This is a genomic window from Pseudoxanthomonas sacheonensis (assembly GCF_031455975.1).
GTDB classification, from domain to species: Bacteria; Pseudomonadota; Gammaproteobacteria; order Xanthomonadales; family Xanthomonadaceae; genus Pseudoxanthomonas_A; species Pseudoxanthomonas_A sacheonensis_A.
Genome location: NZ_JAVDTT010000002.1, coordinates 719625 through 735291 on the forward strand (window position 1 = coordinate 719625; position 15667 = coordinate 735291).

Below are 15667 nucleotides of genomic sequence, written 5' to 3' on the forward strand. Positions count from 1 at the left end.
ACGGTGGCGCGGTAGCGTTTGTATTGTCCGCCGTACAATCTCTCGGGTTGCTTTTGTTGGAGTGGGCTCAACCAGAGATAGCCAGCCGTTCTTGTTGATACCGCCGCGTCGCCGCGAACCACAGGATCGCCGCCAATCCGAAACCGGTCGCCAAGTAGACCGCCCATTGCTGTGCGGTGATCACTTCGCCGCGCACGACTTTCAGGATCAGCTGGTTCTGCGCAAGGAAAGGCACCGCGAACTGCCACAGCTGGGTCTTCACTGGGTTCACCATCAGCACGATGGTCGGAAGCATCGGCAGCAGCATCAGCCAGGTCATGTGGCTCTGCGCTTCCTTCATGCTCTTGGCCGCAGCGGCGAGATAGGTCAGTAGGGTGGTGCCGATGAACACCATCGGCACCAGAATCAGGAGCAGTTTGGCGATGGCCATGAAGCTGACCTCCATCTGCCGGCCTACCGACGGCGACAGCAACGCTCCCAGCTTGAACGCCAGCAAGGTGAGCAGCAGCGAGATCAACGCGATCACGCACGCCGCCGCGATCTTGCCGCTGACGATGGCGCCGCGCGGTGCCGGGGTCGCCAACAGCGGCTCCAGCGATTGACGTTCGCGCTCGCCTGCCGTCGCATCAAGGATGAGCGAGACGCCGCCGAGGAACGCGCTGATGATGAGGAAGTAAGGGAGGATGAAAGAGAGTAGGCGGCCGCGTTGCGCTTCGGGCGTGGCCAGATCGGTCTGCCGCACTTGCAAAGCCGTTGCCGTGCCGGGACTGATCCCGCGTGCCAGCAGGCGCAGCGCACCGGTCTGCCCGCCGTAAGCGTCAAGCAGTCCACGCAGACGCCGCACCGGGATCTCGGCATCCTGGCGTGTGCTGTCCTGGATGATCTCCAGCGGAGCCGGCAGACTTTTCCGCCACTGCTCGGGGAATTCCGGACCGATCCGCAGGATCACGTCCTCTTCCTGGTTGGCGATGGCCGCATTGATGTCTTTCGGCGGCGTCTTGATGACGACGTTCTGGCCTTCCAGCCAGGCGACCAGGTTGGGCGCGTGCTCGCGCCCGACTACGGGCAGTTCCAAAGGCTTCTCGGTCTGGCTGCGCGCGCGGCTTTCGCCCAGCGTGCCCAGGCCGATGATCAGCAAGGGAGTCAGCAACGGGCTGAGCCCCAGCGCGAGCAGCAGGGTGCGACGGTCGCGGAAAATGTCGCGCAATTCCTTGCGCATCACGGTCATCAGAGCGCGGAGGGATTTCATGCGTGCAGTCCTTCTTCCGAGCCGATCGCTTTCACGAATGCGTCTTCCAGGTTGTCTTCGCCGGTCTGCGCGCGCAGTTCGTCGGCGGTGCCCGAGGCCACCACTTGTCCGCGCGCGACGATCACGATGCGGTCGCACAGCGCGGCGACCTCTTGCATGATGTGGCTGGAGAAGACCACGCAGCGGCCCTCGGCACGCAGTTGCTTGAGGAATTCGCGCAGGCCTCGCGTGGTCATCACGTCCAGGCCATTGGTGGGTTCGTCCAGGATCACGTTGCCGGGATCGTGGACCAGGGCGCGGGCGATCGCGGTCTTGGTGCGCTGGCCCTGCGAGAAGCCTTCGGTGCGACGGTCGATGAAGTCCTGCATGTTCAACGCCTGCACCAGGCCCTCGGTGCGAGTCGCGATCGTGGCCGCATCCAGCCCATGCAGTTCGCCGAAATAGGCGATGTTCTCGCGCGCGGTCAAACGCTTGTACACGCCGCGCGCATCGGGCAGCACGCCTAGCGCCCGCCTTACCGCTTCGGCTTCGGTCGCCGTATCGTGCCCATCGACCAGCACGCGGCCGCTGTCGGGCTTCATCAGCGTGTACAGCATGCGCAGGGTAGTGGTCTTGCCGGCGCCATTGGGGCCGAGCAGGCCGGTGATCTCGCCGTCGCGCGCTTCGAAGCTGACGCCATCGACGGCCTTGACCACCGTTTTCGCGGAGGCGAAGGATTTATGCAGAGCTTGTACGTCGATCATGGTTCCCATCCGTAAAAGCCGGTGAACGGCGGCGTATAGGCCAGCTTGGCCAGGCATTTGGCGTCGAGTTTGCCGGCATCGGCGGTGTCGATGAACTGCCCCATCAGCTTGGGCATGCAGCCGATGCCGATCACGTTGTGGCCCTGTCCGCGCAATACCAGGTGGCGCCCATTCGGTAGCGACTTGACCACCGCATCCCCATAACGCGGCGGTGTGACCGGGTCGAATTCGCCCGACAGCAGCAGCGCCGGCACCTTGGTCTTCAATGGCGCGCGGAAACCCGCCGGGCGCGTTCCCTTCGGCCAGACCGCGCACTGCGCGGCCAGGTAACGGGAGAAGTCGTTGCCGAGCAGGGTGCCTTCGTCGGCGGGATTGGCCTTGAGCTCGCCGCCGTCCTCGCTGCAGATCACCGACAGCTGCATGCCGAGGGTGATGCTGTCGGCCATCTGGTCGCCCAGCATTTTCGAAAGCGCCATCAACGCGTCGTAGCGTCCGTTGGCGGCTTCGTTCAACTGCAGCGGCAGCAGCGACGAGGCCAGCGGCATGTAGGCGTACATGCGGACCAGACCGGCCACTAGCGCAGGGGTGAGCTTTTCCTGCTTGCTTTCGCCGGTGATGCCGTCGCGATACGTCACCAGCGGCGGATCGGTCTCCAGTTTCGCCATCAACGCCCGCAGTTTCTCGCGAGGGTTGCCCATGCGCCGCACGCAGGCTGGGGTCTTGGCGCAGAGCGCGAACTGCAGATCCAACGCGTCTTCCAGATTCCGCGAAAACTCGTTGCCCAACACCAGAGAGTTGGGCGCCACACTGTCGAGCACGAGGGTGCGCGTGCTGGCCGGATACTTGGCGGCATACTGCTGGGCCACGCGTGTGCCGTAGGAAATACCGACCAGGTTGATCTGCGCGGCGCCGATCGCCTTACGCACCGCGTCCAGATCCTGGATCGCTTCGCTGGTGGTATAGAAGCGCGGGTCGGCGCGTTTGGACAGCGAGACCAGGCAGCGCTTGGTGTAGTCGCTGGCGGCCTGCGGCGTGGGCAGTTGGGTTTCGTCGAAGGGCTCCTTGCAAGTCAGCGCATTGGAGGCGCCGGTGCCGCGCTGGTCGACCAGAATGAGGTGGCGCTTTTTACGGGTCTCGGCGAATGCGCCGGCGGTCGACGGATAGCTTTCCAGCGCCGACTGTCCGGGCCCGCCGGCGAGCATGAAGACCGGATCGGGTTCGGCCGCATCGTCCTTGTCGGCGGGTATCCAGGCGATTTTCAGGCCGATCTTGCGGCCGTTCGGGGCGGCCGGATTTTCCGGCACCTGCAACGTCGCGCACTGCGCGGCCAGCGCATCGCCGGAAAACGGCGTGCTCAGCGAGCAAGTCTTGAACTCCAGGGAACCCAACTTGCGGTTCTGCGCGTTAGCGGCGCAGGCGAGAGTCAGCAGGGCAGCAGCAATCAGTATCCGACGCATGGCGTCTCCGGTGAGCGGTCTTCCAGACCCTTATGTTGTCACGACGGAGACGGGCGGCGGATGTGACCAAAGGCAGGGCAATGGTTTTTCCTTCTCCCCTCGGGAGAAGGTGCCCGCAGAGCCTGCTCCGTACTTGATACGGGGGGAGGATGAGGGTGGGAAGTAACTTGCCGATACGGTCTCAGAAAGCGCTGACGGCTTATATTCAAAGGTCCACTACAAGCTGAGAGTCCACGCCCTCATCCGTCGCGTCGCGCCACCTTCTCCCGATGGGAGAAGGGAAGCAATCATTTCGAAGAAACGTACTTCTCCCGCCGAATCTGCGGAATCGGCAGCCCATCGGCCTTCAACGATTCGAAGCAGGCGTCCACCATATTGGGATTGCCGCACAGGTAGGCGATGTCGGTTTCCGGGTTGGGCGAAAACTCGGCCAAGAACTGCTGCACGTAACCGCGGCGCACGTCGGCGTGGGGGTTCTCCGGCAATTCCCGCGAGAAGCAGGGCACGAAGCGAAACTGCGGGTGGGCGTCGGCGAAGGCGCGGAAATCGTCGCCGTACAGCAATTCTTCCGGGGTGCGCGCGCCGAACAGCAGCACCACTTCGATGCCGCGTTCGGCGATAAGTTTCTCCACCAGCGGCAGCATCGCGCGGTAAGGCGTGACCCCGGTGCCGGTGCCGATGAAGAGATAGCGCTTGTTGGCGTCGCCCGGCATCAGGCAGAAACGTCCGTACGGGCCGCTGGCATCGATACTGCCGCCGATCTCCAGGCCTTCGAACAGGGCGGTGGCCGCGCCGCCGGCCACGTAGCTGACTGCGATTTCCACGCCTTCGCCCGGACCGATGGCGTGGTCGTGGATGGTGGCCAGCGAATAGCTGCGCTTGGCGGGGGTGCCGTCGGCGTAGCTGAAATGCACCTGGATGAACTGGCCGGGGATGAAATCCAACGGCTGGCCGTCGCCGCGCGCGAACACGTAGTGACCGACGGAGGGCGCCAGCATGCGGCGTTCTACCAACTTGAGCGGGAAATGGACGATGGCCAAGGATCGGAACCGGAACAGTCTGGTGCCGGGAGTGGCCCGACGGGACGCCTATAATAAGCGCTTGCACACTCCGGGCGCCCCGTTGGCGCCGCAAGGCCTCCTCAATGGTTTCCCAAGCTGCACCCTCCGCGGCCACGCCCGCGCTCTCCGTCACCGACCTGCGCAAGACCTACGACACCGGCGTGCAAGCGCTCAAAGGCGTGTCGCTGCAAGTCGCGCCAGGCGATTTCTTCGCTCTGCTCGGCCCCAACGGCGCGGGCAAATCCACCTTGATCGGCATCGTCAGTTCGCTGGTCAACAAGACGGCCGGGGAAGTGGAGGTGTTTGGCGTCAATCTGTCCCAGGACCGCGACGGCGCCATGCGCCTGCTCGGTTTGGTGCCGCAGGAGCTGAACTTCAACATGTTCGAAAAGCCCCTGGACATCCTGGTCAACTACGCCGGTTTCTACGGCCTGCCGCGCGCCGAGGCGCTGGTTCGCGCCGAGGAGGAACTCAAGCGGGCCCAGCTCTGGGACAAGGCCACCAGCATGTCGCGCACTTTGTCCGGAGGCATGAAACGCCGACTGATGATCGCCCGGGCCATGATGACCCGTCCCCGCCTGCTGATCCTGGACGAGCCCACCGCCGGTGTGGACATCGAGATCCGGCGCGGCATGTGGAAGACGTTGAAGGAAATCAACGCCGCGGGAACCACCATCATCCTCACCACGCACTATCTCGAGGAAGCGGAAAGCCTGTGCCGCAACGTGGCGATCATCGACCGCGGCACCATCGTCGAACAGGGGCCGATGCGTGCGCTGCTGGCCAAGCTCGATGTGGAAGGCTTCGTGTTCGATATCGATGGCCCATTGCCTGCGCAATTGCCGACGATCGAAGGAACCACGCTGGTCGCCACCGACGACCATACTCTTGATTTGGACATGCCGCGGGCGATGGATCTCAACCGCGTGTTCGCGGCGCTGGGCGAGGCGGGCATCCGCGTGCGGTCGATGCGTACGAAGAGCAATCGGTTGGAGGAGCTGTTCGTGCGGCTGACAGGCGATGAAGCGGCGGCCAAGCGGGAACAGGCGGCATAGATAGAAAATCCCCTCCCTTGCGAAGCAGGGGAGGGCTAGGGAGGGGTGCTTTTGATTTTGCTGTTGTTGTTGCTTTGAGAAAAACCAAAAGCAAGATCAAAAGCCAACCCCTCCCCAACCCTCCCCTGCTTCGCAAGGGAGGGGGCCAAAAGCAGAAGCAGAAGCAAAACGAAGAGAGCGCAATGAACCAAGCCGTCACCACCACCTCGCTGCAGAAGAACTTCATCGCCCTCGGCACCATCGTGCGCCGCGAGATCATGCGCATCCTGCGCATCTGGGGCCAGACCCTGGTGCCGCCGGCGATCACCATGACCTTGTACTTCCTGATCTTCGGCGGCCTGATCGGCTCGCGCATCGGCGATATGGGCGGCTACACCTACATGGAGTTCATCGTTCCCGGTCTGGTGATGATGAGCGTCATCCAGAACAGCTACGGCAACATCTCCTCCAGTTTCTTCGGCGCCAAGTTCGGCCGCCATATCGAGGAACTGCTGGTCAGCCCGATGCCCAATTGGGTGATCCTGGGCGGCTACGTGGCCGGCGCGGTGCTGCGCGGACTCATGGTCGGCGCCATCGTGCTGGTGATCGCCATGTTCTTCACCAAGGTGCGCGTGCCGCATCCCTTCATCACCTTGACCACGGTGCTGCTGGGCGCCACCATCTTCTCGCTGGCCGGTTTCATCAACGCGGTGTACGCGAAGAAGTTCGACGATGTTGCCATCGTGCCCACTTTCATCCTCACCCCGTTGACCTACTTGGGCGGCGTGTTCTATTCGGTCAAGCTACTGCCGCCGTGGGCTGAGGCGATGACCCATGCCAACCCGATCTTTTACATGGTCAACGCTTTCCGCTACGGGTTGCTGGGCACCAGCGACGTGCCGGTATGGGTGGCTTATGCGCTGATGCTGATTTTCGTGGCGGTGCTGGGGGCGTTGGGATTGTGGCTGTTGAAGCGCGGCGTGGGTTTGAGGAGCTGAGGTCGTGAAGCGGTGGTTGCTGCCGTTGCTGCTGACCGTCGCTCCTGCTCTGGCCGAAGTGCCGCCGGAAGCCTCCGCCGAAGCATCCAGTGAAAATCCATCGGCGACGCTGTACGACCACGCCAGGAACGATGGCTCGCTCGTAGCGACGGCGCAGATCTGCGACTTCCCCAAGGACGAAGTGGAGCAAGTGCGTTCCGGCCTGGAAAAGGAGCAGCGCTACAAAGTTGAGCAGCAAGGCGAAACTTTCGATGCGGCCGGCTACGCGGAAGCCTTTGCGGCCGGAAACCGGAGCATGCATGAGCTATTGGCCTTGGTGATTCCACAACAAAGCCCGGAGCAGTACGAGGCCAATTGCGGCGAGGTGCGGGAGCAGTTCGACACCGTGCGCTGTATGGTTTCGTCGTCGATCGAGTGCAGGTAAGTGCGGCTCGGCCACGCCTGTCCGTAAAAGCCCATCAAGCAGGGGACAGTCCCAGCAATGCGAATACTGGTTCTTGGCGCCGGCGGCACCGGCGGTTACTTCGGCGGCCGCCTCGCCCAATCCGGCGCTGACGTCACTTTCCTGGTGCGGCCGGCGCGCGCCGCGCAGCTCGAACGGCACGGCTTGCAGATCCGCAGTCCGCTCGGCGACGCGGATTTTCCGGTCGCGTATGTCGTGGCCGAAGAATTGAAGACGCTGGCTGCCGAAAAGCCCTTCGACCTCGTCCTGCTCAGCTGCAAAGCCTACGACCTGGACAGCTCGCTCGACGCTATCGCTCCGGCGGTCGGCCCGCAGACCACGGTCATGCCCATCCTCAACGGCCTGCTGCATTACGCGGCGCTGGACGCGCGCTTCGGCCGCGAACGCGTGCTCGGCGGATTGTGCTTCATCAGCGCGATGAAAGGTCCCGGCGGTGAAGTGCTGCATCTCGGCAAGCCGGCATCGATCACCTTCGGCGAGCGCGAAGGCGATCCTGACAGTGCCCGCGTACGCGACTTCGCGCAGCTATGCGAACAAGCCCGACTCGATCATCTGGCTTCACCCGATATCAACCAACAACTCTGGATCAAGTACAGCTTCCTTACCGCGCTCGCTGCCGGGACCTGCCTGATGCGCGCGAGCGTGGGACGGATCGTGGCGGGAGAGGGCGGATCCGATTTCATGCGCGCGCTGTACCGCGAATGCGTGGATGTCGCCGCAGCGGCGGGAGAGCCCATTCCCGAAGCCGCGCAGACGAACGCTCTCGGCACGCTTACCCAGACCGATTCACCGGTGAAGGCGTCGATGCTCCGCGATCTAGAAGCGGGGCAACGGGTCGAAGCGGCGCACATCGTCGGCGACATGCTGCACCGCGCCCGATCCTCCGGCGTCTCTGCTCCCTTGCTCGCCGCTGCCTGGTGCCACCTGCAGGCCTACGAAGCGGGGCGGATGGACGCGAAGGTTTCGTAGGCCGACTTACGGGATTGCAGACAGCCGGAAAAAGTCGCGCGCCGTCGCCGTCGTCATCGCCGCCGTGGTCGCCACCTCCTCGCCGCGATCGCGCGCCAATTCCTCGACGATATGCGCCAGAAATCGCGGTTCGTTGCGGTGGTGCGAGGGTTTGGGCTTGACCGTGCGCGGCAACAGGTAGGGCGCGTCGGTCTCGATCATCAGTCGGTTGGCGGGGATGCTCTTCACCAGTTCACGCAGATGCAGGCCGCGGCGCTCGTCGCACAGCCAGCCGGTGATGCCGATATGCCAGTCGCGGTCCAGATAATCGAACATCTCTTCGCGAGTGCCGGTGAAGCAATGCACCACCGCCGGCCCGATCCGTCCCTCGAAACTCTTCATCACCGCCATGAAATCGGCGTGCGCGTCGCGTTGGTGCAGGAACAGCGGCTTGCCCACGCCTTCGACGGCGAGGTCCGCCGCGATCTGCAACTGCCGCTCGAAGGCCCTGCGCTGCGCCGGGCGCGGCGAGAAATCGCGGAAGTAATCCAGCCCGCATTCGCCCACCGCGACCACTTCCGGATGCGCGTGCAGGGCGCGCATCTCGGCATCGCATTCGTCCGTGTACTCCACCGCGTGGTGCGGGTGCACGCCGGCGGTGGCGAACAGGAAACCGGGATGGGCCTGGGCCAGCGCCAGCGCCTTAGGGGAATGTTCGCGGCTGGCGCCGGTGACCATCATCTGCACGATTCCGGCATCGCGCGCGCGTTGCAGCACCGCGTCACGGTCGTGGTCGAAACTGTCGTGGGTGAGGTTGGCGCCGATATCGATGAGTTGCATACGGCGAAGTTTAGAGCGTGTGGTGAACTTTGGGTCTCTCTTCCGACGATGGGAGAGAGGTAAAGATTCAGTTCTTTGCGAAAAGCCGGATCCTCACCCTGCGCTTTGCGCGTCCCTCTCCCGCAATGCGAGAGAGGGGTTTTCGGTCAGCGGCGATCAGTTCAACTGGCAGGACGCGGGCTTGCTCGAGGTGAACAGCGCCGAGGTCGCCCACTCCGGATGGTCGATGAAGGGGTTGCGGTTGCCCTGGAAGCTGTAGATCACTTCGTTGCGCTCGCGCTCGGCCGCATCCGGCGGATCGGCCTGGTGCCAGGCCAGCAAGGTGGAAAGCAGGCCCATGTAGGCGGGCGACGCGGAAGTGATCACGATCAGGCTGCGGTTGTCGGTGAGTTCCAGATCGGGTTCGGACTGGCCGTTGCCCGGATGGGTGCCGCCTTCGTAGCGGATCGCCATGTACAGCACGGCGCGGGCGATGTCGCCGCGGCGATGGCCCCAGGTTTCGAACGAACCGCTGTTGCCGTCCGGACCCTTGAACCAGTTGCCGTTGCCCGGATAGGTGCCGCTGCCGCCGCCGAAGCCGTTGTTCGCTTCGGTGGCGCGCTCGCTGCAGCCGGACGACTGCGCGCAGGCCGCGTACGGCTTGTTGCCGCGGTCGGCGTTGTAGCCGGTGTCGCTCAGGTAAAGCATGTGGGTGTCGGTATACGGCGCATACGGCAGGCCCAGATCGCCGGTGGCGCTGCCGAAGCCGAGCGAATTGGGCCAGGTGTGCTCACGGTTGTAGGTGATGCCGGTGCCGGTGCCCGCCCGCTCGCTGCCCTTCAGATAACTGCGATTGCGGTAGACGTCGAGAATGCGGCCGGCGTTGTTGGGATCTTCGTCGGCGATTTCGAGAATGGTCCAGGTGTTGGTGGTGCCGCCGCTGTACGGATACGCGGTGTGGCCTTTGATCGTGGCGTGTAGCGAGCAGCGCAATTGCGGTGCGCTGCTGGCGTTGACGTGCGAATAGTAGCTGCCGCCGCCGCTGCCGCTGGCCACGCTGAAATCGATCGCCGTGTCCTGCGCGGGATGCGCGCCGCCGGTGTCGGACACCTTGCTGGCCACCACGCGGAAAGTGCAGCTTTCGCCGGCGTAAAGCGCGGTGTTGGTGGAAACGGGGAAAGCGCTGCCCGAGCTGGCATGCGTCAGCACCACGGTGCCCGAGGTGCCACAGACCAGGGTGAAGGCGCCGCTGGTCAGGTTCACCGTTTCGCTGAAGCCGACCGAAAGATCGCCCGCGGCGGGGAAGTCGGTCGCCCCCTGCATCGGCGTGGTGGCGGTCACCACGGGTGGTGGATTGGGGGCGGAGAAGGTTTGATTGTTGTTGCAGCCGCCGAAAGTCTGCGCCGCCGAACTGCGCCAGGTGAAGTTGGCCAGACTGCCGCTGCCGCCCAGTTGCAGCGAAGTGCCGGCGGCGGTGCTGCCGGTTTCCGATACCGGCAAGTTACTGCTGGTGAGGCCCGCGGCCGGGCCGTTGCTGGCGGTGATGGCCCCTTCGTAACTCAGGAACTGGACCACGGCGCCGCTGCCGTTCACCAGCGCCATGCCGTCGTTCGGGCCATTCTGGATGCCGTTGCTGGGGTAGCTGAGCGTGGCGATGCGCACGCTGCCACCGCAGCTCACCAGGCTGCCGGCGGGCACCAGATCGTTGTCGTAAGTGGTCGCCGCGCTCGGCGAAGAACCGTTGTACAGGTAGATGCGGTAGCTGCCGAGGCTCTCGCCGGCCGTGGCGACCACCTCGATGCGTTCGCCGACATCGCCGCTGGCGGTCGCGTCGTCGTAATGCACTTCGTTGATGAAGACTTCGGCGTGGGCGTAGCCGCACAGCGGCAGCAGGGCGAGGGCGAGCAGGCGGGAACAAGCGTGCGTAGACGACATCGGCGAATCCTTTCGAAGGGGTCTGGCCGCAATCTAGCCCATGCCGATGACAGCCGCCACCGCACTCCGTCGCACTCTGATCCTGCAATGTGCGCGTGTTCCCGTTAGCCTTTGCCGATGAATTTGCCGTCTTTTCCCATCCAGGCCCTGCTGCCGCAGATCCGCACCTCGCTCGCCGCGCATACGCGCCTGGTGCTGGAAGCACCGCCCGGCGCCGGCAAGACCACCCAGGTGCCGCTGGCTCTGCTCGACGAGGCCTGGTTGGACGGACGCAAGATCGTGATGCTGGAACCGCGCCGGGTGGCCGCGCGCGCCGCTGCCGGTTTCATGGCCGGGCAACTCGGCGAAGCGATGGGCGAAACCGTGGGCTACCGGATCCGTTTCGAAAACAAGATCTCCGCCCGCACCCGCATCGAGGTGGTCACCGAAGGCATCCTCACCCGCATGCTGCAGGACGATCCCATGCTTGAGGGCGTAGGCGCCTTGCTGTTCGACGAATTCCACGAACGCCATCTGGCGGGCGATCTGGGCCTGGCGCTGGCGCTCGATGTGCAGGCGCAGCTGCGCGAGGATCTGCGCATCGTGGTCATGTCGGCCACGCTGGATGGTGAGAAGCTCGCGCGTTTCCTGGACGCGCCCAGGTTGAGCAGCGAAGGCCGCAGTTATCCGGTGACTGTCGCGCACTTCGCGGGACGACGCGACGAATCGCTCGAATCGCAGGCCAGGCGCGCGGTGGAAGAGGCGCTGGAAAAACATCCGGGTGATGTGCTGGTTTTCTTACCGGGACAGCGGGAGATAGCTCGAGTAGAAGCAGTGTTGAGCCCCTCTCCCGCCGGGAGAGGGGTTGGGGTGAGGGTGCGGCGAAGTAGCGATGGTTCGGACATGGCTGACTTCGCCGTACCTCAGCCGCTTGAGGCGGCTTCGATATCCGCCTCTTCGGGGCACCCCGTATCAAGTACGGGGCAGGCTCTTCTCCTGGAGGGAGAAGGGAAAGAGATCGTCGTCCTCCCCCTCCACGGCGAACTCTCCATCGAACAGCAATCCCAGGCCCTACGACCCGACCCGCAAAATCGCCGCCGCGTGGTGCTGGCCACCAACGTCGCCGAATCCAGCGTGACCCTGCCCGGCGTGCGCGTGGTGATCGATAGCGGCCTGGCGCGTGAGCCGCGTTACGACCCCAGCAGCGGTTTCGCACGGCTGGAGACCGTCAACATTTCGCAGGCCTCGGCCGACCAGCGTACCGGCCGCGCGGGCCGTGTCGCCGAAGGCTGGGCTTATCGCCTGTGGCCGCAATCGCAGCGGTTGGAACCGCAACGCCGTCCCGAGATCGCGCAGGTGGAATTGGCATCGCTGGCGCTGGAGCTCGCCGCCTGGGGCATCTCCGACCCCGGATCAGGTCCGGGGCAGGTTCTGCGTTTCGTCGACGCGCCGCCCGCCGGCGCGCTGTCGGCAGCGCGCGATCTATTGCGCAGGCTGGGCGCACTGGCCGATTCGAACTCGATTACCGCACTGGGCAAACGCATGCTGACGCTCGGCACGCATCCGCGCTTGGCGGCGATGCTGCTGTCGGCGCAGGGCGAAGAAGACCGGGCGCTGGCCTGCGATCTCGCCGCGCTGGTGGAAGCGCGCGATCCGCTGCGCAGCGGCGGCGACGCGCTCGCGGCGCGTTGGCGCGCGCTGTCCGCCTTTCGTCAGGGCCGCGTTGCCGGCGATGCGCATCGTTCAGGCCTGGCCGCGCTCGACGCAGCGGCCAAACAATGGCGTCGCCGATTGCGGGTCGACGGCACGGCCCCGCGCGAGATCGAAGCGCATCGCCTCGGCGATCTGCTGGCGCATGCGTTTCCGGACCGCATCGCCCATCAGCATCCGCTCGATCCGCGTCGCTATCAGTTGGCGAATGGACGCATGGCCCGCGTGTTCGACGACAGCGCGATCTTCGGCGAACCCTGGATCGTGGCCAGCGAGCTTCGCTACGAAGCCAAGGACGCACTGATCCTGCGTGCCGCGCCGGTCGACGAGGCCCGGTTGCGCCAGGAATTCCCGCAACGTTTCGTCACCGAAGATGCGGTGCGCTGGGACGCGGCAAAGCGCGCGCTATCGGCGCAGCGCGAAACCCGCTTCGACCAGATCGTGCTGGAAACCAAACCGGCCGGTCGCATCGATCCCCAGCATGCCGCCGCCGCGCTCACCGGGGCGGCGCGCGAACTCGGCCTGGAATCGTTGCCGTGGAGCGATTCGCTGGCGCAATGGCGCGAACGCGTGCGCTGCCTTCGGGATTGGCTGCCGGGGGAAGGATTCCCCGACCTGTCGGACGAAATCCTGCTCGAGACGCTGTCCGTATGGCTGCAACCGGCTTTCGTGGGCAAGACACGATTGGAAGCGTTGAGCGAAGACGAACTGGCCGATGCCTTGAAATCCCGGGTCGAATGGTCGCAGCGGCAACGCATCGACTCGCTGGCGCCGCCGCGCATCGCCGTGCCTTCCGGCATGGAGCGCAGAATCGAATACAGCCACGGCCAGTCGCCGGTGTTGGCGGTGAAATTGCAGGAACTGTTCGGTCTGGCCGACACGCCGCGTGTGGCGGAAGGGCGCATCCCGGTGACGCTGCATCTGTTGTCGCCGGGCGGCAAGCCGCTGCAGGTCACGCAGGACTTGCGCGGCTTCTGGGAGCGCACCTATCCGGAAGTGAAGAAGGAGATGAAGGGACGCTATCCGAGGCATCCGTGGCCCGAAGATCCGTGGTCGGCGACAGCCACGCATCGCGCCAAGCCCCGCGGCACTTAGCGCATCGCATTCAGCGCCCGGTCGGTCAGCGACGCAGGCGCTAACACGTCCTGAACATCCGGCGGCGGACACTGCTGTTCTCGACATGCATCTCAAGGAGCACCCGCATGAGCAAGCTCACCACCATCACCGACCGCGCCATGGACCTGGTCAGTCAGGCCGGCACCAGCCTCAAGCACGTCGGACCCAGCGCCAGCAAGCTGCTGCAAACCGGCGCCGCGTTAGGCGCGGTGAAGACCGGCGGCCGCGTGGCGGTGAAGTTCGTCCGCCGCAACCCGATCGTGGCCGTGGCCGCCGCGCTCGGTGTTGGCGTGTTGGCCTATGCCGCACATCGCAAGCGCAAGAGGGATGAGGCGAATGCACCGATCGAGGGTCGTTCCAAGCGCATCGAAGCCAAACGTGTGAACGGCACCGGCAAGGCACGCAAGACCACGACGTCGACTACTCGCGCACCGCGCGCGCGCAAGACAACGACACCTTCCGCCGAAGCCTGACCGAAGCATTGGTAGGAGCGCCCCATGAGCGCGAGCTTTACGACGGGGCCGATTCACTCCACGTCTTTAAGAGCTCGCGCCCATGGGGCGCTCCTACGTTGGCCTCCATTCGCCGGGGGCTAAGGCGCCCAGGCGGTAATCGCCTATGGAAATCCGAATCAAGCGTAGCGTCGGCAGGCCGACCGCGGCGGTCATCCGCCGCACCTGCCGGTTGCGGCCTTCGCTGATCGTTAGCTCGATCCAGGCATCCGGGACGGTTTTACGGAACCGCACCGGCGGATCGCGCGGCCACAGTTCCGTCGGCGTTTCCAGTGCGCGAGCCCGCGCCGGCAGCGTGATGCCGTCGTTCAACTGCACGCCCTCGCACAAAGCCGAAAGCTTGTCGTCGTCGACTACGCCCTCCACTTGCACCCAATAGGTCTTGGGTTGTTTGTGCCGCGGATCGGTGAGGCGATTGGCCAGCGTGCCGTCATCGGTCAACAGCAACAGGCCTTCGCTGTCGTAATCCAGGCGGCCGGCGGCGTAGACGCCGGCCGGCAAGCCGAATTCGGCCAACGTTCGCCGCGCAGGCGCGCTGCGGTCGGTGAACTGGCAAAGCACATTGAACGGCTTGTTGAAGGCAATGAGCATGGCATGGGCTTTCCTTCTCCTTCGGGAGAAGGTGGCGCGTAGCGCCGGATGAGGGCGGGAGAACTCAAGCTCACGGAAACCAACTTACAAGCTGATATCCCATTCCCTCATCCGCCCTTCGGGCACCTTCTCCCAGAGGGAGAAGGAAGATCAACCGGCCGGTTTCACGAACCGCAACGTCATGCGGTCGCTTTCGCCGATGGCCTTGTACTTGGCATCGTCCGCGGGTTCGTGGTCGTTCACCGGCGGCAAGGTCCACACGCCGTTGGGATGGTCCTTGGTGTCGCGCGGGTTGGCGTTGACTTCGCTCTTTTCCTGCAGCTTGAAGCCGGCCGCCTCGGCCATCGCGATCACCTGCGCCTGGCCCACGTAGCCGCTTTTGTCGTCGGCGGGTACGTCGGCCTTGGCACGATGTTCGACCACGCCCAGTATTCCACCCGGCTTGAGCACCGCGAAGAAGCCCTTGAACATGCCCTCGGCCTGGCCCGCGCTGCGCCAGTTGTGTACGTTGCGGAAGGTCAGCACCAGGTCCGCCGAATCGGCAGGGCCGAACACCGGCGCCTTGGGATCGTAGCCGACGATCTTCGCCTTTGCGTACTGCGCCAACGCGGCACCGAACTTGGTTTCCAGCGTGGTCTTGTTCTTCTGCTGGTAGTCGCGGCTTTTGCCTTCGGCCACGCTGGCAGGATCGACCACCGCGGCGATGTACTGGCCATTGTCGCGCAGGTACGGCGCCAGGATCTCCGAATACCAGCCGCCGCCGGGAGTGATCTCGATCACCGTCTGCGCAGGCGAAAGGCCGAAGAACGACAACGTTTCCTTCGGGTGGCGGTAACCGTCGCGCGCCACATTGGCCGGATCGCGCCAGCTGCCCGCCAGCACGGTGTCGAGGGCAGAAGCCGCAGTGGCTTCACTCTTCGCTGCAGGGGCTGCCGCGCCCTGCGCATGGGCACCAGTCACCGCGGACAAGGCTACGGCGACACCAAGAAAAAGGGAGAGACGATTCATGCAGCGGACTCCGCGTTGAAAGTGCGGCGAGCCTAGCATGCGCT

General features: G+C 64.7%; 13 protein-coding genes and 1 pseudogene. 6 read left to right on the forward strand and 8 right to left on the reverse strand.

The features are described 5' to 3' along the window. Positions 1-67: 67 nt before the first annotated feature. From J2W94_RS10450 to J2W94_RS10465, 4 genes and pseudogenes are all read right to left on the reverse strand, one after another. The gene (locus tag J2W94_RS10450) at positions 68-1249 is read right to left on the reverse strand and encodes an ABC transporter permease (protein WP_310092928.1); all 1182 of its coding nucleotides are present in this window, start codon (positions 1247-1249) and stop codon (positions 68-70) included. Continuing rightward, positions 1246-1992 carry an ATP-binding cassette domain-containing protein gene (locus J2W94_RS10455; RefSeq protein WP_310092931.1) on the reverse strand — a complete coding sequence of 249 codons (747 nt, stop codon included), beginning with the start codon at positions 1990-1992 and terminating at the stop codon, positions 1246-1248. Before J2W94_RS10455 ends, J2W94_RS10450 begins: the two co-directional genes overlap by 4 nt. After that, entirely contained in the window at positions 1989-3449 is a 1461-nt protein-coding gene (locus tag J2W94_RS10460; RefSeq protein WP_310092934.1) for an alpha/beta hydrolase, read from the reverse strand. The genes J2W94_RS10455 and J2W94_RS10460 overlap by 4 nt, the downstream gene beginning before the upstream one ends. Positions 3450-3736: 287 nt before the next feature. Continuing rightward, positions 3737-4556, reverse strand: a pseudogene (locus tag J2W94_RS10465) (FAD-binding oxidoreductase). A 37-nt stretch (positions 4557-4593) separates the two neighbouring features. Between J2W94_RS10465 and J2W94_RS10470 the strand changes: the two are divergent. The 4 genes from J2W94_RS10470 to panE all read left to right on the forward strand — a co-directional run bounded on the left by J2W94_RS10470 (position 4594) and on the right by panE (position 7974). Then, complete coding sequence (locus tag J2W94_RS10470; protein WP_310092936.1) at positions 4594-5565, forward strand: ABC transporter ATP-binding protein; 972 nt, start codon at positions 4594-4596, stop codon at positions 5563-5565. 182 nt (positions 5566-5747) lie between these two features. After that, positions 5748-6542 (forward strand): ABC transporter permease, encoded by a 795-nt coding sequence (locus tag J2W94_RS10475; RefSeq protein WP_310092938.1) that lies wholly within the window; start codon positions 5748-5750, stop codon positions 6540-6542. A gap of 16 nt (positions 6543-6558) precedes the next feature. Beyond that, positions 6559-6966, forward strand: coding sequence for a hypothetical protein (locus tag J2W94_RS10480; RefSeq protein WP_310092940.1), 408 nt, complete (start codon positions 6559-6561; stop codon positions 6964-6966). A 57-nt stretch (positions 6967-7023) separates the two neighbouring features. Further along, positions 7024-7974, forward strand: coding sequence for a 2-dehydropantoate 2-reductase (gene panE, locus J2W94_RS10485; protein WP_310092942.1), 951 nt, complete (start codon positions 7024-7026; stop codon positions 7972-7974). A gap of 6 nt (positions 7975-7980) precedes the next feature. Here panE and J2W94_RS10490 read toward each other — a convergent pair whose 3' ends face one another. Beyond that, entirely contained in the window at positions 7981-8793 is an 813-nt protein-coding gene (locus tag J2W94_RS10490) for a TatD family hydrolase (RefSeq protein ID WP_310092944.1), read from the reverse strand. A 156-nt stretch (positions 8794-8949) separates the two neighbouring features. Next, positions 8950-10707, reverse strand: a complete 1758-nt coding sequence (locus J2W94_RS10495; protein ID WP_310092946.1) for an endonuclease — start codon at positions 10705-10707, stop codon at positions 8950-8952. A 117-nt stretch (positions 10708-10824) separates the two neighbouring features. Here J2W94_RS10495 and hrpB point away from each other — a divergent pair, with 117 nt between their 5' ends. Both hrpB and J2W94_RS10505 read left to right on the forward strand, forming a co-directional pair. Next, entirely contained in the window at positions 10825-13491 is a 2667-nt protein-coding gene (hrpB, locus tag J2W94_RS10500; RefSeq protein ID WP_310092948.1) for an ATP-dependent helicase HrpB, read from the forward strand. A gap of 107 nt (positions 13492-13598) precedes the next feature. After that, on the forward strand, positions 13599-13985 hold the full coding sequence (locus J2W94_RS10505; RefSeq protein WP_310092950.1) for a hypothetical protein: 387 nt from the start codon (positions 13599-13601) through the stop codon (positions 13983-13985). Between the two features lie 93 nt (positions 13986-14078). On the opposite strand, the gene J2W94_RS10510 is transcribed toward J2W94_RS10505, so the two are convergent. Together J2W94_RS10510 and J2W94_RS10515 are read right to left on the reverse strand one after the other, a co-directional pair. Beyond that, complete coding sequence (locus J2W94_RS10510) at positions 14079-14615, reverse strand: pseudouridine synthase (protein WP_310092952.1); 537 nt, start codon at positions 14613-14615, stop codon at positions 14079-14081. A 150-nt stretch (positions 14616-14765) separates the two neighbouring features. Further along, complete coding sequence (locus J2W94_RS10515; protein ID WP_310092954.1) at positions 14766-15662, reverse strand: class I SAM-dependent methyltransferase; 897 nt, start codon at positions 15660-15662, stop codon at positions 14766-14768. Positions 15663-15667: the final 5 nt, after the last annotated feature.